The organism is Algimonas ampicilliniresistens (assembly GCF_030159955.1).
Lineage (GTDB): Bacteria > Pseudomonadota > Alphaproteobacteria > Caulobacterales > Maricaulaceae > Litorimonas > Litorimonas ampicilliniresistens.
The window spans coordinates 1-17,383 of sequence record NZ_BSNK01000001.1; the positions used below are offsets into that span (position 1 = coordinate 1).

The following is a 17,383-nucleotide window of genomic DNA, read 5'->3' on the forward strand; positions in this document are numbered from 1 at the left end:
TTGAGCTGATCGTCCCGATCGCGATGGAAGAGAAGCTCCGCTTCGCCATCCGCGAAGGTGGCCGCACAGTCGGCGCCGGCGTCGTCTCAAAAATCACGGATTAAGCGTCAGCTTTCTCCTATACCAATCGCTGTCCCGGCATTCGGTCGGGATGGTTTGCTGTTTGAACCGTTAAGCTAGAGTCACACTCATGGATCGCCAGAACATCCGCATCCGGTTGAAGTCGTTCGACCACCGCATCCTCGACAAATCGACCGGCGAAATCGTCGCAACGGCGAAGCGCACTGGCGCTTCTGTTCGTGGCCCGATCCCGCTACCGACCCGTATCGAGAAATTTACCGTTAACCGGTCACCCCACGTAAATAAGAAATCGCGCGAGCAATTCGAAATCCGCACGCATAAGCGTATGCTCGACATTGTCGATCCAACGCCGCAAACGGTCGATGCGCTCATGAAACTCGACCTCGCCGCCGGCGTGGACGTGGAGATCAAGCTGGGCGCGTAAGCGGATCAGTTGGAAACAAGATTGAAAAAGGCGCCCTTCGGGACGCCTTTTTTTTGTTTTGGGACCTGTTCATGTCCGGCTTGAGTGAGGCGGGTCTTGCGAAAACGGATCCAAAATTGTCCCCTGCGACATTCTGACCGCCAATGTGACTTCATCATGATTTGTTAAGTGCCGATTTATAGCCAGATAGCATCTCGAAATGCATCTGAGGCTCTATGTACGGAATCATTCATAATGCTGTGAAAAGTACTGTCCTCCTCAATGCAGACGAGGGTGTATGGAAAAGTATTGTAGATGCAGCTGGTTTAACGGATCAGCATTTTTTGAGCCCAGCGAATTACTCTGATGAGACGACTTTTCGACTCATTGATACAGTGGCTGACGCGTTGGATGTAGCTCGAGATGATGTCCTGCGTCTTGCCGGACAGCATTGGTGTGATTTCGCGATGAACGCGGGATATGGTAGTCTCTTCTCAATGGCTGGGAGTGATTTAGGGCAATTTCTGGCAAATCTTGATCGCATGCATCACAGTCTCAATGTGGCCCTGCCGGAAGCCATTATGCCATCTTTTGATTTGATCCGGTCAGATGCTGACGGATTCGAAATCATTTATCGATCTCAACGGGGCGGGTTGGAATGTTTTGTTGAGGGAATTTTTGATGCCCTTTTCAAGCATTACGATGAAGCGATAAACATGGAATGGGAGATGAGGGGCGGTCATGCTCACTTCGTCTTGTCTCGGATCAAGATGACGGCAACCGCCGATCTCATGGACGACGCTCATAATCACGCGCCCGACATGTTTTCAAAGCGCTCTGTCATGACCAATGAAAACGCAGCCTAACAGTGCCGCTAACTCTTACAGATAAGCACCTAAATGTTCTGATGCCGTCATTTATTGTCATTAATCGGCACGCACAGATCGTTCGTATGGGGCCGTCTTTGCTGCATCATCTCGACTGTAATCCGATAGGTGAGAAATTATCGCGGTTTTTTGACATCACTGAAATCAAGAAAGTACGGAATGGCGGTCACAAAAAGCTAACACGGCAAGTTCAACTCTGTGGTCGAGCTGAAGCCGATGGGCTGCTTCTGCGAGGGAGTGCTGTTCCGAACGATGCGGTCGTCTATCTAATGATCCGGCATATCCCAGTTGGCCCAAATGAAAAAAACCGACGGGCGCTTCGATTTGAGGATTTTTCTCCGACTGATAGCGCCATGGACATGCAGATTGCCTCAAAATTATATTTTGCACTGATGAAAGAAGCCCAAATGCTGGGTGCTGAAGTGACAGAGAAGCGTATTTTGGCGGAAGCTGCCAGCGTGGCCAAGTCGCAGTTTTTGGCTACGATGAGCCATGAATTGCGGACCCCGCTCAATGGCATACTGGGCATGGCTCAGCTGCTCAGCACGCGAAGCTTTGAAGATCAGGATCAGCAGATGGTGGATATCATCTTGAGTTCTGGAAACGCGCTTCTAGCCATTTTGAATGATGTGCTTGATATGACGAAAATCGAAGCGGGGCAGGTTGATCTAGACCCGCAGAATGAAGACTTTGCCGCAATGGTGACGCGAATCGTAAGCCTTCACCACGCTACCGCCGTGCAGAAGGGTCTCAATTACACGCTGACAATTGACGATGGTTTCCCGCCTCTGGCCTGGATTGATGCTCATAGAGCGGGTCAGTGTGTGTCTAACATTATATCAAATGCGGTTAAGTTTACGCGCGAAGGATCTGTTTCGATCGTGCTATCAAGCGAAACAGTTCAGGGTGGCTATACGTTCTATGTCTCCGTAACAGACACAGGTATCGGTATCCCGGACACTGCCAAAGAAGTGCTTTTCGAGCGTTTCAGCCAGGTTGATAGCTCGACAACGCGAGAATATGGAGGAACAGGCTTGGGTCTGTCGATTGCCCAGAACCTCGCGCGCATGATGGGCGGTGATATTCAGGTTAAAAGTGAAAGCGGATGCGGGTCAACCTTCACAATTTGTTTTCAGGCTGAGCGACCGCGTTCTGCTACGGATGAGGCAGGCGTGGCCGCTTAGAGGGTTAATCTCCAAAGTCATAAATGTGACGTAGACTATGTTGATAGCCCGATAATATTTTCTGCACCTCTTTGGTTGACGAGTGCGAGTCATCCTCGTATGCGCCGCAACGTTCATAGCTGGCAGTGCTTTAAGCAGACGCAGCTCACGATCTTGAACTCTGAATTGGCCAGACGTCTTTCGCGGCGTGCTGGCCCGGTTTTGTTAGATCGTTAGCTCTCTTCTCAAACGCTGTGCATATGACGCCTGATGGCCAATGAGGGTCGCCGGGCGATCTTCGTGAAGGATAACCTACTGATGCAACGATCAGGTTTATTGGCGCGGAAACTCGGGATGACCCGAGTTTATGACGACGCCGGCAATCATACAGCAGTCACCGTCCTAGCCCTAGAGGGCTGTCAGGTCGTGGCGCAAAAGACACCCGAGCGCGACGGCTATGCTGCTCTGCAGTTAGGGTCTGGTGAAGCTAAAGTGAAGCGCGTGGCCAAGGCCGAGCGTGAGCGTTTTGCCAAAGCGGGCGTGACGCCCAAACAGAAACTGGTCGAGTTCCGCGTCTCACCTGACAATATGATCGAAGTTGGTGCGGCCATGTCCGCCGAGCACTTTGTTCCCGGTCAGAAGATTGACGCATCCGGCATTACCGTCGGTAAGGGTTTTGCGGGCGCGATGAAGCGTCACAACTTTGGTGGTCTTCGCGCCACGCACGGTGTGTCTATCTCTCACCGTTCGCACGGGTCTACGGGTCAGTGTCAGGATCCGGGCCGCGTCTTCAAGGGTAAGAAGATGGCAGGTCATATGGGTGCGGTTCGCCGGACTCTGCAAAACCTGACTGTGGCTCGCGTTGACGCTGAAGAGGGTTTGGTTTTGGTCCGGGGTCATGTCCCAGGATCCAAGGGTAGCTGGATTGAGCTGAAGGATGCCGTCAAAGGCACGAAAGCTGACGATCTGCCAATGCCAGGTAAGTTCACAATGGAAGCGCCTGCCGCTTCTAAAAAGTCTGCTGCCAAAGATGATAAAGCTGACGCGGCTCCGGCTGTCGAAGCGCCCAAGGCCGCAGATAAAGCTGAGGAAGAGTAGTCATGAAGATCGATGTGACAACACTCGACGGCAAGAAGGGCGGCTCTGTCGACCTTGATGATGCCGTGTTCGGCCAAGAGCCGCGCAAAGACATTCTGCACCGTATGGTGCGTTACCAGCTGGCTAAGCGCCGGGCGGGTACACATCAAGTGCAAGAGCGCGGCGATGTGTCTAAAACAACGAAGCGTATCGGCAAGCAAAAAGGTGGCGGTACAGCGCGTCACGGTAACGGCTCTGTTTCACAGTTCCGCGGCGGCGCAAAAGCGCACGGCCCACGTATGCGTGATCACTCGCATGACCTGACCAAAAAAGTCCGCAAGATGGCTCTTCGCCACGCTCTGTCTGCTAAGCAGTCAGCGGGTGAGTTGATCATCGTTGATACGCTGGCGCTCAAGGAAGCCAAAACGGCTACTTTGCGTAAACAGCTTGAGGGCATGGGTGTTACCAATGCCTTGATCGTTGGTGGAAGCGAGATCGACGCCGTCTTCGGTCGTGCGGCTCGCAATATTCCGAATGTCGACGTGCTGCCGAGCCAAGGCGCTAACGTCTACGACATCCTACGTCGCCACACGCTGGTGCTGTCCAAGGATGCCGTTGAAGCCCTGCAGGAGCGTCTAAAATGAGCGCGAACGCCAAACATTACGATACGGTCCTGACTCCAGTCATCACTGAGAAGTCGACGATCGTTGCTGAGCATAACCAGATCGTCTTTGAGGTGCCGTTGAGCGCGTCGAAGCCGGAAATTAAAGCGGCTGTTGAAAAGCTGTTCAACGTTTCGGTCACGGCTGTGAACACGATCTTGACCAAGGGTAAAGCCAAGCGCTTCCGCGGTCGTCCAGGTCGTCGTAACGACGTTAAGAAGGCCATCGTCACGCTGAAAGATGGCGACACCATCGATATTGCGACGGGGCTGTAGGACCATGGCACTTAAGACATTTAATCCGACGAGCCCATCGCGCCGTCACCTCGTGCAGGTTGACCGCAGCGAGCTCCACAAAGGGCGTCCTGAAAAGTCGCTGACCGAAGGTCTGACGAAGACCGGTGGTCGGAACAATACAGGTCGCATCACGTCCCGTCGTCAGGGTGGTGGCCACAAGCGTCTTTACCGCAAGATCGATTTCAAGCGGAACAAGATGGGCATGGAAGCCACAGTGTTGCGTTTGGAGTATGATCCAAACCGGACGGCCTTTATCGCGCTGATCCAGTATAAAGACGGCGAGAAAGCTTACATCATTGCACCGCAGCGTTTGGCTGAGGGTGACACGGTTCTTGCCGCTGAACGCGCTGATGTGAAACCTGGTAATGCGATGCCTTTGCGCGCGATGCCGGTTGGTACAATCATTCATAATATCGAACTGAAGCCTGGTAAGGGTGCTCAGTTGGCTCGTTCTGCTGGGACTTATGCTCAGCTCGTGGGTCGTTCCGAAGGTTACGCGCAAATTCGTCTGAAGTCCGGCGAGATGCGTATGGTTCACCAGACTTGCATGGCCACCGTTGGCGCTGTGTCAAATCCAGACCATATGAACATCAACCTCGGTAAAGCTGGTCGTAAACGCTGGCTCGGTGTTCGCCCATCCGTTCGCGGTGTGGCCATGAACCCGGTCGATCACCCCCATGGTGGTGGTGAAGGTCGGACGTCCGGTGGTCGTCACCCGGTTACGCCTTGGGGTAAGCCGACTAAGGGGGCGCGGACGCGTTCTAATAAGTCGACCGATAAATTCATCATCCGTTCGCGTCACGCGAAGAAGAAACGCTAGGAAAGGGACGAGACTATGCCACGTTCCGTTTGGAAGGGTCCGTTTGTTGACGGTTACCTGCTCAAGAAGGCCGAAGCGTCTCACGCCGAAGGCCGCCGCAAACCGATCAAGACCTGGTCGCGCCGCTCCACCATTATGCCAAACTTTGTTGGCCTGACATTCCAGGTCCACAACGGCAAAAAATTCGTGCCAGTTTTGGTTGACGAAGACATGGTGGGTCACAAGCTCGGTGAGTTTGCGCCAACACGTACATATTACGGCCATGCTGCCGATAAAAAAGCCAAGCGGAGATAGAGACCGATGGCCAAACAAAAACAACCGCGTCGGCTTGCCGACAATGAGGCGCGCGCAAAACTGCGCATGATCCGCATCTCACCACAGAAGCTGAACCTCGTGGCTCAGTTGATCCGTGGTAAGAAAGTGGACAAAGCGCTGGCTGATCTGGAATTCTCTCACAAGCGCATTTCCGGCGATGTGAAGAAGGTTCTCGAGTCCGCCATCGCGAATGCCGAGAACAACCACAATCTGGACATCGACAATCTGATCGTTTCCGAAGCCTATGTTGGCAAGAACTTCGTGATGAAGCGGTTCCGGGCTCGCGCTCGTGGTCGCGGCGCGCAGATCTTGAAGCCATTTTCTGAACTGACAATTGTCGTGAAAGAAGTTTCCGAAGAGGAGGCCGCGTAATGGGTCAGAAGATCAATCCGATCGGCCTTCGCCTCGGTATTAATCGCACATGGCAGTCGCGTTGGTACGCCAACACGAATGAGTATGGCGATCTCCTACATCAAGATTTGGCTATCCGTAGCTTTCTGCACAATGAGCTGAAGAACGCTTCCGTTTCACGCATCGTGATCGAGCGTCCGCACAAAACATGCCGCATCACTATCTACACGGCGCGTCCGGGTGTTGTGATTGGTAAAAAAGGTGCTGACATTGAATCACTGCGTAAGCGCGTCGCCTCAATGGTTGACGGCGAAGTGTTCATCAATCTGGTTGAGGTTCGTAAGCCGGAAGTTGACGCTAACCTCGTTGCTGAGGGCATTGCCCAACAGCTTGAGCGTCGTGTCTCATTCCGTCGCGCTATGAAGCGTTCGCTGCAGAGCGCGATGCGCATGGGTGCCAAGGGCTGCAAAATCAAACTGGGTGGTCGTCTCGGCGGTGCCGAAATCGCTCGGGTTGAACAGTATCAAGAAGGTGCCGTGCCGCTGCATACGCTGCGCGCCGACATCGACTACGGGACCGCACGCGCGATGACTGCCATGGGCATCATCGGCATTAAAGTGTGGATCAACAAAGGCGAGATCATGGAGCATGACCCCTATGCTCATGAGCGCCGTATGACCGAGCAGGGCGATACGCGCTCTCGTGGCGCTGATCGCGGTGGCCGCGATCGCCGTCCGGCTCGCGCGAACTAGGAGGCAGGCGAGATGCGTCAGCCAAAGAGAACCAAGTTCCGTAAAGCCCATAAGGGTCGGATTAAAGGTATGGCCAAGGGCGGCACGTCGCTGACCTTTGGGTCCTATGGTCTGAAAACTATGGAGCCCGAGCGGATTACCGCGCGTCAGATCGAAGCGACTCGTCGTGCGATCACGCGTCACATGAAACGTGCTGGTCGTGTGTGGATCCGGATTTTCCCGGACATCCCTGTCACGAAGAAGCCGACCGAAGTCCGTATGGGTAAAGGTAAGGGTTCCGTTGAATTCTGGGCCGCCAAAGTGCGTCCGGGCCGGATCATGTTTGAAATCGACGGTGTGTCCGACGAGGTGGCTCGCGAAGCGCTGCGCCTGGGTGCCGCCAAATTGCCGGTCAAATGCAAGATCGTCACCCGTCCGGGTGAGGGAGCATAGTCATGGCTGATAAGAACCTAAAAGTAGAAGAGCTGCGCCAGCTGTCCGACGATCAACTCGCCGATCAGTTGCTGACGCTCAAGAAAGAGCAATTCAACCTGCGCTTCCAGAACGCAACGGGCCAGCTGCAAAGCACGGCACGCGTTCGTGAAGTCCGCCGGGCTGTGGCTCGTGTGAAAACCTTGCAATCCGCACGTAAGTCGGTTGCTAAGAAGACAGAGGCGTAAGAGCTATGCCCAAGCGCATTCTTCGCGGCACAGTCGTGTCCGACAAAGGTGACAAGACCATCGTGGTCAAAGTGGAGCGTCAGTTCCTGCACCCGTTGCTGAAAAAAACCATCCGCCGCTCTAAGCGCTATGCGGCTCATGATGAGAACAATGCGCATAAAGTCGGCGACAAGGTGCGCATCATTGAATGCCCACCCAAGAGCAAAACCAAGACCTGGGAAGTCGTCACCGCGTCCTAAGGCTCCGGCCTAAGATGTGATGATCGAAACTGCCAAGTTAGGAGAATACAATGATTCAGATGCAATCCAATCTGGAGGTCGCGGATAACTCCGGCGCCCGCCGCGTGCAGTGCATCAAGGTGCTGGGCGGTTCCAAACGCCGTTACGCCCACGTCGGCGACACGATTGTCGTGTCCGTGAAGGAAGCGATTCCGCGCGGTAAGGTCAAGAAGGGTGATGTCCGTAAGGCTGTCGTCGTTCGCGTCCGCAAAGACATTCAGCGTCGTGACGGAAGCGTCATCCGCTTTGACGGCAATGCTGCTGTCATCATCAATAATAATGGCGAGCCGATTGGCACACGGATTTTTGGCCCAGTTCCTCGTGAACTCCGCGCTAAAAACCACATGAAAATCGTCTCGCTCGCACCAGAGGTGCTGTAGTCATGGCTGCGAAGATCAAAAAAGGCGATTATGTCGTCGTCATCGCCGGTGGGGATAAAGGCAAAAAGGGCAATGTCCTTCGCGTCATCCCAAAGGAAGATCGTGTTGTCGTCGAAGGCGTGGCCATCGTGAAGCGTCACGTGCGTCCGAGCCAAACCGATCCAGAGGGCGGCATTCGTACGTTCGAAGCGCCTATTCATATTTCCAACGTCGCGCATATCGACCCAACTGAAAACGTCCCGACTCGTGTCGGTTTCAAGACGCTTAAGGATGGTAAGAAAGTTCGCGTGGCGCGTAAGTCGGGAGAAGTCATCGATGGCTAAGCCGTACGAACCCCGCCTCGCGGCCGTCTATCGTGACGAGATCCGCCCGGCCCTTAAAGAGCAATTCGGTTACACGAACGAGCTGCAGATTCCAAAGGTCGAGAAAGTCGTCCTGAATATGGGTCTCGGCGAAGGCGTTGCTGATAAGAAGAAGGTTGAAGCCGCAATCGAAGAGCTCACGCTCATCGCTGGTCAGAAGCCTCTTCCAACGACATCCAAAAAATCCATTGCGGGCTTTAAGCTTCGCGATGGGATGGTGATTGGCGCGAAGGTTACATTACGCCGTGACCGGATGTGGGAATTTATTGATCGCCTGACCAACATAGCTCTGCCGCGTGTTCGTGACTTCCGTGGACTGAACGCCAAGAGCTTCGATGGTAACGGGAATTTCGCCATGGGTCTGAACGACCTGCTGGTCTTCCCAGAGATCAATTATGATAAGTCCGATGCCACGCGTGGTATGGATATCGTGGTGCAAACCAGCGCCAAAACAGATGAAGAAGCCAAAGCATTGTTGGCCGCGCTCAACTTCCCGTTCCGGAAGTAAGAGCGAACGCAGCAAGCAAAGCGGGAGGCACCCTTTCGGGCGCTCCCAGCACCAGGAGAAAAATTGAATGGCTAAAGTCAGTTCAGTCGAACGTAATATGAAGCGCCAGCGCCTTGTGGCTCAATATGCCGGCAAGCGCGCTTTGCTCAAAGATATTGCTCGTAACAAAGACCTGCCTGTTGAAGAGCGCTTTGCCGCTCAGCTCAAACTCGCAGCTTTGCCGCGCAATTCGGCAGAGACCCGTATTCGTAACCGTTGTCAGGTCACGGGTCGTCCGCGCGGATATTATCGTAAAATGAAAATGAGCCGGATCGCCCTACGCGAACTCGGCAGCCAGGGTCTGATCCCAGGCCTCACGAAATCCAGCTGGTAAGGAGGAGAGATCAATGTCTTTTTCCGATCCCCTCGGCGATATGCTCACACGTATCCGCAACGCGATCATGCGTAACCGTTCAAACGTGTCGACACCGGCCTCCAATCTTCGTGGACGCGTCCTCGATGTGTTGGCTGATGAAGGCTTCATCCGCGGTTATTCAGAATCCAAGGACGACAAAGGTTTCCGCGTCTTCAATGTCGAATTGAAGTATTTTGAAGGCGAAGCCGTTATTCGCGACATTAAGCGGATTTCAAAGCCTGGCCGTCGTGTCTATTCATCCGTTAAAACACTGCCGCAGGTCCGCAATGGTCTCGGTATCTCCATCTTGTCCACGCCCAAGGGCGTCATGAGCGACACCGCTGCCCGCGAAAATAATGTCGGCGGCGAAGTCCTCTGCCAAGTCTCCTAGGAAAGGGCGAGCTATGTCACGTATCGGCAAAAAGCCCATTACGGTGCCGTCTGGCGTCACACTGACGCAATCCGGCCAAACTATTTCGGTCAAAGGGCCGAAAGGAGAGCTGTCTTTCGTTCTTCCCGACGCAGTCGTCGGAGAGTTCAAAGATAATGAGCTGACGATCACAGGCGTTGAAGGCGTCAAAAATGCAAGCGCTATGTGGGGCATGGCCCGCACAATGGTGTCGAACATGATCGAAGGTGTAACCAACGGTTTCACCAAAGCTCTTGAGCTTCGCGGCGTTGGTTATCGGGCCCAATCTAAAGGCACAGGCCTGACGATGCAGCTCGGTTACAGCCACGATATCAATTACACACCGCCTGCCGGAATCACGATTGAGGCGCCAAAACCGACCTCCGTGATTGTCTCTGGAATCAATAAGCAACAAGTCGGTCAAGTCGCTGCCGAGATCCGCGCCTTCCGTAAGCCCGAGCCTTATAAAGGCAAAGGTGTTCGCTATGTTGGCGAGTATGTGCGTCAGAAAGAAGGGAAGAAGAAGTAATGGCTTCCACTGCCCACTCATCCATGAAGCGTCGCGCGCAACGTGTGCGTCGCCGCCTCAAAAAGCATTCGCAGGGGCGTCCGCGCCTGTCTGTGCACCGCTCAGACAAGAATATTTCCGTTCAGCTCATCGACGATGCGAACGGCGTGACGGTTGCGTCCGCCTCGTCGCTCGAAGACAAGGGCCAGAAGGGTTCCGACGTTGCGGCGGCGGCGCGCATCGGCAAATTGATTGCCGAGCGCGCGACCAAAGCGGGCGTCACGGATGTCGTGTTCGATCGCGGCGCCTATCTTTATCACGGTCGCGTCAAGGCGTTGGCTGAGGCCGCGCGTGAAGCCGGCTTGAAGTTCTAGGAAACGATTATGGCACGTAGAGACGATAATCGCCGCGGTCGTGACGACCAGGACAATGAATTCATTGACCGGTTGGTGCACATCAACCGCGTTGCAAAAACGGTCAAAGGTGGCCGGAACATGAGCTTCGCGGCTCTCGTCATAGTTGGTGACGAAAAAGGTCGCGTTGGCTTCGGTAAGGGTAAAGCCCGCGAAGTACCTGAAGCTATTCGCAAGGCAACCGAAGAAGCCAAAAAGACCATGATCCGCGTGCCATTGCGCGAAGGTCGGACGTTGCACCATGATGTCAAAGGCCGTCACGGCGCTGGCAAAATCATGATGCGTGCAGCCCCTCCCGGGACTGGCGTGATTGCAGGGGGTCCAATGCGCGCTGTGTTGGAATGCCTCGGCATCCAGGACGTCGTTGCGAAGTCAATCGGTACCTCAAACCCATACAACATGGTTCGCGCCACGTTTGACGGTCTGAAGCGTATGGAAAGCCCACGCACCGTCGCGTCTAAGCGCGGCAAGAAGGTCGCGGATATCGTTGAGCGTCGCGCTGACGGCGCATCCGCTCCGGAAGCGTTGGAGGCTTAAATGGCTGCCAAGAAAACTTTGAAGGTCCGCCAAACAGGCTCGCCGATCCGTCGTAAGCCGGATCAACGTGCGACCCTGATCGGTCTCGGCTTGAACAAAATGGGCCGCGTTCGCGAGCTTGAAGATACACCGTCCGTTCGCGGAATGGTCAACAAAGTCTCCCACCTCGTGGAGATCGTCGAAGAGTAGTCCTCGGCTCTTTTGAGCTAAGGAAACCTCTCGAAAGGTAAGAACAATGCGTTTGAACGAACTTTCAGACAATCCGGGTGCAACCAAAGCCCGCAAGCGCGTCGGCCGTGGTATCGGTTCCGGCAAAGGCAAGACCGCGGGTCGCGGCGTCAAAGGTCAGAAATCCCGTTCGGGTGTTTCGATCAATGGCTTTGAGGGCGGCCAAATGCCGATCCACATGCGCCTGCCTAAGCGTGGTTTTAACAATCCAAACCGCAAGCGTTATGCTGAGCTGTCCATCGCAAACCTCGAGCGCGCGATTCAGGCGGGTAAGATCAAAAAGGGCGATAAGCTCGATGCTGAAGCGCTTGTGCGCGCTGGTGTGATCCGTCGTTCCAATGATGGTGTACGCATCATCGGGGGTGGCGAGCTGAGCCAAGCGCTGGATCTGCATGTTGCGGGTGCGACTAAGGGTGCTCAAGGCATCATTGAGGGTGCCAAAGGCTCCATCACGATCGTCGAAGGCAAACCTGAGCGCGTTACGCGCGATGAGGATGCAGCTCCAGCCAAGCCGAAAGCTAAGCCAGCCGCGAAGAAAGCGGATGTGAAACCTGCTGCTAAAAAAGCAACTGCGAAACCTGCGGCCAAAAAGGCTGACGAAAAAGCAGCGCCTAAAAAAGAAACAGCTAAGAAAGCTCCGGCTAAGAAGGCAGCGAAAGCTGACGACGCTGAGAGCGAATATCTGGCTAAGACGCGTGAATATGACGCTGACGCAGACAATGCGACTGTTACCAAGGTCGAGAAATATCTCGGCGGTTCGCTCGCGAATAAAGATGCGAAATATGTGTCATGCTCTGACGAAACTGAGCTCGACACCATCGTCAAAGGCTTCATGAAAAAGAAGCTTGGCGTGGACGACAAGGACGCGGCTCTTGAAAAGGTCAAAGCTGTCTGCACAACCATGAAGCCGACACGGATGAAAAACCGCGTCACCTTCTATTACCTGCTGGCCAAGAACGAAGGCAAGCTAGGCGAATTTTAAGCGTTTCACCCACGCCCGTGATCTCACGATTACGGGCGTGGGTCTTTCGTCCGCGACGGACACTTCCTAGTTAAGGAAGACTGCCGGACAGCCCGAACTTCTTCGGGACCGTTCGCGGCAAGGGACTTATCGATCATGGTATCAGCCGCCGAACAGCTCGCTCAGAATTTCCGACCCGGAACATTCTTGAAAGCGAAAGAACTGCAGCAACGTCTGCTCTTCACACTCGGCATTCTGATTATCTATCGTCTTGGGACCTATATTCCCGTTCCTGGCGTCGATCTGGGTGTCTTCCAGGGCTTTCTCGACAGCGGCACATCAGGCGGTTTTGGTGATCGTCTGAATATGTTCTCCGGCGGTGCGGTCGAACGCATGGCCGTTTTTGCGCTTAACGTGATGCCTTACATTTCGGCGTCGATCATCATGACGCTGATGAAGGGCTCCGTCCCCAGCCTCAAAGAGCTTGATAAAGAAGGCCAGCAAGGCCGTCAGCAGATCAACCAGTATACGCGCTATCTCACGCTCGTCCTCGCCGCGTTTCAAGCGTTTGGTGTGGCCAAGCTGATTGAAAATAGCGGTGCGGCCATTAATCCAGGCCTCTTCTTCCAAACCTCGACCGTGATTACGCTGGTTGGCGGGACTATGTTCCTGATGTGGCTGGGCGAACAAGTGACGGCACGCGGTGTCGGCAACGGTGTATCGCTGATCATTTTCGCCGGTATTGTCGCGGAGCTGCCTCGGGCTATCTTCCAAGTCTTCTCTTTGAATAGCTCCTCATCCGTTGTTTCAACGCAGTTGCTCTTATTCCTGATCGTGATGTTTATCGCCCTGTCGATGCTGATTGTTTACGTCGAGCGGGCCCAGCGCCGTTTGCTGGTCCAATATCCAAAACGACAAATGGCGCGCGGCCAGCAGTTTGGCGGCGAAAGCTCCTTCATGCCGCTCAAGCTCAATACGGCCGGTGTGATCCCGCCAATTTTCGCCAGCTCTTTGCTGATCCTGCCGACCACGCTGGCGCCGTTGATGCTGGGCCAAGACGGTTCCGGAGCGTCCGGTATCGCCACGACGCTGCTCGCAGCTTTGGGTTATGGTCAGCCGATCTATCTCGCGCTCTACGGATTGCTGATCGTCTTTTTCTGTTACTTCTACGTGCCTTACGTCTTTAAACCGGATGATGTGGCGGACAATCTACGTAAGAATGGAGGGTTCCTGCCCGGTATTCGTCCAGGTGCTCGCACGGCCGACTATCTGACCTATGTTCTCTCTCGCCTGACCTTTATCGGCGCGTTCTATGTCGCCTTTGTCTGTGTGGTCCCGGAAATCGTGATTGCGCAGAATGACGGTATCCCACCGTCTGTTGCCATGCTGATCGGCGGGATGAGCTTGCTTATTATCGTCTCGGTGACGCTCGACACGGTCGCGCAAATTCAATCACATTTGATTGCCCACCAGTATGAAGGCCTGATCAAGAAATCTCGAATGCGCCGCAGAGCGAAAAAGAAATAGGGCTGGGTAAGGGGCGATCATGTCAACGCGTGACAAAACACTGAACCTGATCCTGTTTGGACCGCCCGCCGCCGGCAAAGGCACGCAGGCAAAAAAATTGGTTAAGGATCACGGTCTGATCCAACTCTCAACAGGCGACATGTTGCGCGCAGCTGTCGCGTCCGGCTCTGATCTCGGTGAACGCGTGAAGCTCATTATGGAGCGCGGCGATCTGGTTTCAGACGAAATCGTCATCGCCCTGATCGAAGAGCAGGTCGATAATAATACGGATGTGGCCGGGTTCATCTATGATGGTTTCCCACGCACGGTCGCTCAGGCTGAGGCACTCGACGCCGCATTGACCGGCCGTGGCATGGCCATCGATTCGGTGATCCGCCTAAAGGTGGATGATGCCGCATTGATGGAACGGATCAGTTCGCGTTTCGCGGAGCAAGGTCGCAAAGACGATAACCCGGAAACTTTCGGGGTTCGTCTGGGGAACTATAATAAACAGACGGCTCCGTTGCTGCCTTACTATGCGGCTCAGGGTAAGCTGGCTGAAGTTAACGGCATGGAATCGATTGATAATGTGTCTGCTCAAGTCGCTGCCGTGCTGGAGATGGTGAAAGCCAAGAAAGCGTCGGAAAAGAAGGGTTTCTTTGCCCGGCTATTTGGCGGTTAAAGACTGATGAAGGCTGCTGCGTTCCGGTTGACGGAACTGCGGTGGCAGACTAAGGGAGCGCCCTTCGCGAAGAGGCGGCGCGTTAATCCGCCCATATCCCTATGGGAAATCGCTCTCCACCTTTCTTGACTGAGAGGCGAGGGCAAAAAGAAACAAGCGGACCCGTATGACGGTCCAAAGCGCGCCCGGCCATCCCGGCGTAGGCACGCCAGGCAAGAAGGAAGAGCAACGTGGCTCGTATCGCTGGGGTTAATATCCCGACCAATAAGCGCGTAAAAATCGCGCTCACTTATATTCACGGTATCGGTTCGACCAAAGCCGTCGAGATCTGCACCGCTGTCGGCATCGCTGATGATCGCCGCGTTCAGGATTTGACTGATGCTGAAATTCTTTCGATTCGTGAGACGATTGACCGCGACCATATGGTTGAGGGCGATCTACGCCGCGAAGTCAGCCAGAACATCAAACGACTGATGGACATGGGTAACTATCGTGGTCTGCGTCACCGCCGTGGCCTTCCTGTCCGCGGTCAGCGGACTCACACCAATGCTCGTACCCGTAAGGGTCCTGCTAAAGCCATCGCCGGCAAGAAGAAGTAGGGGCTGATCATGGCTAAGGAACCAACACGCGTTCGTCGCGCCGACCGTAAGAACATCACCTCTGGCGTTGCCCATGTGAACTCTACGTTCAACAACACAATCATCACCATCACTGATGCTCAAGGCAATGCTGTGGCATGGTCTTCTGCGGGCACAATGGGCTTTAAAGGGTCGCGTAAATCGACGCCTTATGCAGCTCAGGTTGCAGCGGAAGATGCGGCGACAAAAGCGCAAGAGCACGGCATGAACACGCTGGAAGTCAATGTGAACGGACCGGGTTCGGGCCGTGAATCAGCTGTCCGCGCGCTGCAGGCTGCTGGCTTTACGATCACAACAATCCGTGACGTCACACCGATCCCGCATAATGGCTGCCGCGCGCCAAAGCGTCGCAGAGTATAATCTGCGACGTCGAGCTCGACTTTAGTTTTTTACGGCCTAGCGGGACGACGGTTCTACTAGGCTTACAGCCTCAACTAACGAGGCTTCCTCAGGAGAGGGAACACCCATGATCGAAAAGAACTGGCAAGAACTTATTCGTCCGATCAACCCGGAAATCGAACCGGGTCGCAACCCAGAACGTAAAGCCACAATCACGGCTGAACCTTTGGAGCGCGGTTTTGGTATGACGCTTGGCAACGCGCTTCGTCGCGTTCTGCTGTCCTCGTTGCAGGGCTCTGCTGTCTCAGCTGTTCAGATTGACGGTATCGTTCACGAGTTCACGTCTATCCCAGGCGTGCGTGAGGACGTCACCAACATCGTTTTGAACTTGAAGGGTCTGACAGTGCGTTTGCACACAGATGGACCGAAGAAAGTTCTACTGCGTAAAACAGGCTCCGGTCCTGTGACTGGCCACGACATTGAAGAAACAGCGGATGTCGAGATCCTCAACAAAGATCACATCATCTGTACTGCTGATGAAGGCGCGGACATCCGCATGGAACTGACAGTTACGTCGGGCAAAGGCTACGTGCCTGCGTCTGCGTCGCGTCCGGAAGATGCGCCAATTGGCCTGATCAGCATTGATGCACTTTATTCGCCGGTCAAACGTGTGGCTTACCGCGTGGAAGACACGCGCGAAGGTCAAGTTCTCGACTATGATAAGCTGCTGATCGATATTGAAACAAACGGTGCTGTGAGCCCGGAAGATGCCATCGCCGTTGCGGCTCGCATCCTACAGGATCAATTCCAGGTCTTCGTCAACTTCGACGATCCGGAAGACACAGTTCGCGGTGAAGAAAAACCAGAACTCGACTTCAACCCAGCGCTTCTGCGCAAGGTCGACGAGTTGGAATTGTCAGTCCGTTCAGCCAACTGCCTGAAGAACGACAATATCGTTTATATCGGCGACCTGATCCAAAAATCAGAAGCCGAAATGCTTCGCACGCCAAACTTCGGTCGCAAATCCCTGAACGAGATCAAAGAAGTTCTCGCTGCCATGGGTCTGCACCTCGGTATGGACGCTCCGAACTGGCCACCAGAAAACATTGAAGATCTCGCCAAGAAATACGACGACCACATTTAGTCTTTTTCCGACTGAACTCAGGTCGCACGTTTTAAAGCACAAGGAAGACAGCCATGCGCCATCGCATTGCCCACCGCAAACTCAACCGTACCGCCTCGCACCGCAAGGCGATGTTCGCTAATATGTCCAGCTCGCTGGTCGAACACGAGCAAATCGTCACGACACTGCCGAAAGCGAAAGAGCTTCGTCCGTTCGTGGAAAAGCTCGTAACGCTTGCAAAAAAGGGTGACCTAAACTCCCGCCGCATCGCGATTGCTCGCATGCGCAATAAGGAACAGGCCAAGAAGCTCTTTGATATTCTGGGCCCCCGTTATGCGGATCGCTCCGGCGGTTACATCCGTGTCCTGAAGGCTGGCTATCGCTACGGTGATAACGCGCCCATGGCCGTGATTGAATTCGTCGACCGTGACGAAAGCGCTAAAGGCAAGATCGACCGCGAACGTGCAGAGGCTGACGCCTAGTCGTTCAATCCCACACATTAGAGAAGCCCGCCCCTTGAGGCGGGCTTTTTTGTGAGCTGAGCATAGAGCGTCTGTGCAAGTCTCCGCGGACATAATGCGTCCCTACGCCGTACGCCGCGGTGAATCGCAGGGTTCGGGCGTAGATATGGAGATTATTGACACTCATGAA

At 54.4% G+C, this 17,383-nt stretch carries 30 protein-coding genes and 1 pseudogene; all 31 read left to right on the plus strand.

Annotated features, from left to right (window positions below):
- On the plus strand, positions 1 to 104 hold a 104-nt coding region (locus QQL54_RS00005; protein WP_284389417.1), incomplete at its 5' end, for an EF-Tu C-terminal domain-related protein.
- A gap of 86 nt (positions 105 to 190) precedes the next feature.
- Complete coding sequence (gene rpsJ / locus QQL54_RS00010; protein WP_284386394.1) at positions 191 to 505, plus strand: 30S ribosomal protein S10; 315 nt, start codon at positions 191 to 193, stop codon at positions 503 to 505.
- Positions 506 to 720: 215 nt separating this feature from the next.
- Positions 721 to 1,350 (plus strand): heme NO-binding domain-containing protein, encoded by a 630-nt coding sequence (locus tag QQL54_RS00015; RefSeq protein WP_284386395.1) that lies wholly within the window; start codon positions 721 to 723, stop codon positions 1,348 to 1,350.
- Between the two features lie 41 nt (positions 1,351 to 1,391).
- Complete coding sequence (locus QQL54_RS00020) at positions 1,392 to 2,555, plus strand: sensor histidine kinase (RefSeq protein ID WP_284386397.1); 1,164 nt, start codon at positions 1,392 to 1,394, stop codon at positions 2,553 to 2,555.
- Positions 2,556 to 2,804: 249 nt separating this feature from the next.
- Positions 2,805 to 3,632, plus strand: coding sequence for a 50S ribosomal protein L3 (gene rplC / locus QQL54_RS00025; RefSeq protein WP_284386398.1), 828 nt, complete (start codon positions 2,805 to 2,807; stop codon positions 3,630 to 3,632).
- Between the two features lie 2 nt (positions 3,633 to 3,634).
- Positions 3,635 to 4,255, plus strand: coding sequence for a 50S ribosomal protein L4 (rplD, locus tag QQL54_RS00030; RefSeq protein ID WP_284386399.1), 621 nt, complete (start codon positions 3,635 to 3,637; stop codon positions 4,253 to 4,255).
- Complete coding sequence (locus tag QQL54_RS00035) at positions 4,252 to 4,548, plus strand: 50S ribosomal protein L23 (RefSeq protein WP_284386400.1); 297 nt, start codon at positions 4,252 to 4,254, stop codon at positions 4,546 to 4,548. The genes rplD and QQL54_RS00035 overlap by 4 nt, the downstream gene beginning before the upstream one ends.
- Positions 4,549 to 4,552: 4 nt before the next feature.
- Entirely contained in the window at positions 4,553 to 5,389 is an 837-nt protein-coding gene (gene rplB, locus QQL54_RS00040; protein ID WP_284386401.1) for a 50S ribosomal protein L2, read from the plus strand.
- Between the two features lie 15 nt (positions 5,390 to 5,404).
- Positions 5,405 to 5,683: a 30S ribosomal protein S19 gene (gene rpsS / locus QQL54_RS00045; protein ID WP_284386402.1), complete on the plus strand. Its 279-nt coding sequence runs from the start codon at positions 5,405 to 5,407 to the stop codon at positions 5,681 to 5,683.
- A 6-nt stretch (positions 5,684 to 5,689) separates the two neighbouring features.
- Entirely contained in the window at positions 5,690 to 6,076 is a 387-nt protein-coding gene (gene rplV / locus QQL54_RS00050) for a 50S ribosomal protein L22 (RefSeq protein ID WP_284386403.1), read from the plus strand.
- Entirely contained in the window at positions 6,076 to 6,807 is a 732-nt protein-coding gene (gene rpsC / locus QQL54_RS00055) for a 30S ribosomal protein S3 (protein WP_284386404.1), read from the plus strand. Before rplV ends, rpsC begins: the two co-directional genes overlap by 1 nt.
- A gap of 12 nt (positions 6,808 to 6,819) precedes the next feature.
- Positions 6,820 to 7,239 (plus strand): 50S ribosomal protein L16, encoded by a 420-nt coding sequence (gene rplP, locus QQL54_RS00060; RefSeq protein WP_284386405.1) that lies wholly within the window; start codon positions 6,820 to 6,822, stop codon positions 7,237 to 7,239.
- A gap of 2 nt (positions 7,240 to 7,241) precedes the next feature.
- Complete coding sequence (gene rpmC / locus QQL54_RS00065) at positions 7,242 to 7,466, plus strand: 50S ribosomal protein L29 (RefSeq protein ID WP_284386406.1); 225 nt, start codon at positions 7,242 to 7,244, stop codon at positions 7,464 to 7,466.
- 5 nt (positions 7,467 to 7,471) lie between these two features.
- Positions 7,472 to 7,705, plus strand: coding sequence for a 30S ribosomal protein S17 (gene rpsQ, locus QQL54_RS00070; RefSeq protein ID WP_284386407.1), 234 nt, complete (start codon positions 7,472 to 7,474; stop codon positions 7,703 to 7,705).
- Positions 7,706 to 7,755: 50 nt separating this feature from the next.
- The gene (rplN, locus tag QQL54_RS00075) at positions 7,756 to 8,124 is read left to right on the plus strand and encodes a 50S ribosomal protein L14 (protein WP_189497357.1); all 369 of its coding nucleotides are present in this window, start codon (positions 7,756 to 7,758) and stop codon (positions 8,122 to 8,124) included.
- 2 nt (positions 8,125 to 8,126) lie between these two features.
- Entirely contained in the window at positions 8,127 to 8,447 is a 321-nt protein-coding gene (gene rplX / locus QQL54_RS00080; RefSeq protein ID WP_284386408.1) for a 50S ribosomal protein L24, read from the plus strand.
- On the plus strand, positions 8,440 to 8,994 hold the full coding sequence (gene rplE, locus QQL54_RS00085) for a 50S ribosomal protein L5 (protein WP_284386409.1): 555 nt from the start codon (positions 8,440 to 8,442) through the stop codon (positions 8,992 to 8,994). The genes rplX and rplE overlap by 8 nt, the downstream gene beginning before the upstream one ends.
- Positions 8,995 to 9,061: 67 nt before the next feature.
- Entirely contained in the window at positions 9,062 to 9,367 is a 306-nt protein-coding gene (rpsN, locus tag QQL54_RS00090) for a 30S ribosomal protein S14 (RefSeq protein ID WP_284386410.1), read from the plus strand.
- A 13-nt stretch (positions 9,368 to 9,380) separates the two neighbouring features.
- Positions 9,381 to 9,779 (plus strand): 30S ribosomal protein S8, encoded by a 399-nt coding sequence (rpsH, locus tag QQL54_RS00095; protein WP_284386411.1) that lies wholly within the window; start codon positions 9,381 to 9,383, stop codon positions 9,777 to 9,779.
- Positions 9,780 to 9,792: 13 nt separating this feature from the next.
- Positions 9,793 to 10,326 (plus strand): 50S ribosomal protein L6, encoded by a 534-nt coding sequence (gene rplF / locus QQL54_RS00100; protein ID WP_284386412.1) that lies wholly within the window; start codon positions 9,793 to 9,795, stop codon positions 10,324 to 10,326.
- Complete coding sequence (rplR, locus tag QQL54_RS00105) at positions 10,326 to 10,679, plus strand: 50S ribosomal protein L18 (protein WP_284386413.1); 354 nt, start codon at positions 10,326 to 10,328, stop codon at positions 10,677 to 10,679. Before rplF ends, rplR begins: the two co-directional genes overlap by 1 nt.
- 9 nt (positions 10,680 to 10,688) lie before the next feature.
- Positions 10,689 to 11,255, plus strand: a complete 567-nt coding sequence (gene rpsE / locus QQL54_RS00110; RefSeq protein ID WP_284386414.1) for a 30S ribosomal protein S5 — start codon at positions 10,689 to 10,691, stop codon at positions 11,253 to 11,255.
- The gene (gene rpmD, locus QQL54_RS00115; protein WP_284386415.1) at positions 11,256 to 11,444 is read left to right on the plus strand and encodes a 50S ribosomal protein L30; all 189 of its coding nucleotides are present in this window, start codon (positions 11,256 to 11,258) and stop codon (positions 11,442 to 11,444) included.
- A gap of 46 nt (positions 11,445 to 11,490) precedes the next feature.
- A pseudogene (gene rplO, locus QQL54_RS15425) lies at positions 11,491 to 12,078 on the plus strand (50S ribosomal protein L15); the annotation flags it as partial.
- Between the two features lie 87 nt (positions 12,079 to 12,165).
- Positions 12,166 to 12,465 (plus strand): DUF2853 family protein, encoded by a 300-nt coding sequence (locus tag QQL54_RS15430; RefSeq protein WP_348520680.1) that lies wholly within the window; start codon positions 12,166 to 12,168, stop codon positions 12,463 to 12,465.
- Positions 12,466 to 12,600: 135 nt separating this feature from the next.
- Positions 12,601 to 13,971 (plus strand): preprotein translocase subunit SecY, encoded by a 1,371-nt coding sequence (gene secY, locus QQL54_RS00125; protein WP_284386417.1) that lies wholly within the window; start codon positions 12,601 to 12,603, stop codon positions 13,969 to 13,971.
- A 40-nt stretch (positions 13,972 to 14,011) separates the two neighbouring features.
- The gene (locus tag QQL54_RS00130) at positions 14,012 to 14,632 is read left to right on the plus strand and encodes an adenylate kinase (RefSeq protein ID WP_348520681.1); all 621 of its coding nucleotides are present in this window, start codon (positions 14,012 to 14,014) and stop codon (positions 14,630 to 14,632) included.
- 230 nt (positions 14,633 to 14,862) lie between these two features.
- Positions 14,863 to 15,231: a 30S ribosomal protein S13 gene (gene rpsM, locus QQL54_RS00135; RefSeq protein WP_284386419.1), complete on the plus strand. Its 369-nt coding sequence runs from the start codon at positions 14,863 to 14,865 to the stop codon at positions 15,229 to 15,231.
- Positions 15,232 to 15,240: 9 nt separating this feature from the next.
- The gene (gene rpsK / locus QQL54_RS00140) at positions 15,241 to 15,630 is read left to right on the plus strand and encodes a 30S ribosomal protein S11 (protein WP_284386420.1); all 390 of its coding nucleotides are present in this window, start codon (positions 15,241 to 15,243) and stop codon (positions 15,628 to 15,630) included.
- 106 nt (positions 15,631 to 15,736) lie between these two features.
- Entirely contained in the window at positions 15,737 to 16,753 is a 1,017-nt protein-coding gene (locus QQL54_RS00145) for a DNA-directed RNA polymerase subunit alpha (RefSeq protein ID WP_284386421.1), read from the plus strand.
- Positions 16,754 to 16,806: 53 nt separating this feature from the next.
- Entirely contained in the window at positions 16,807 to 17,214 is a 408-nt protein-coding gene (gene rplQ, locus QQL54_RS00150; protein WP_284386423.1) for a 50S ribosomal protein L17, read from the plus strand.
- Positions 17,215 to 17,383 lie beyond the last annotated feature (169 nt).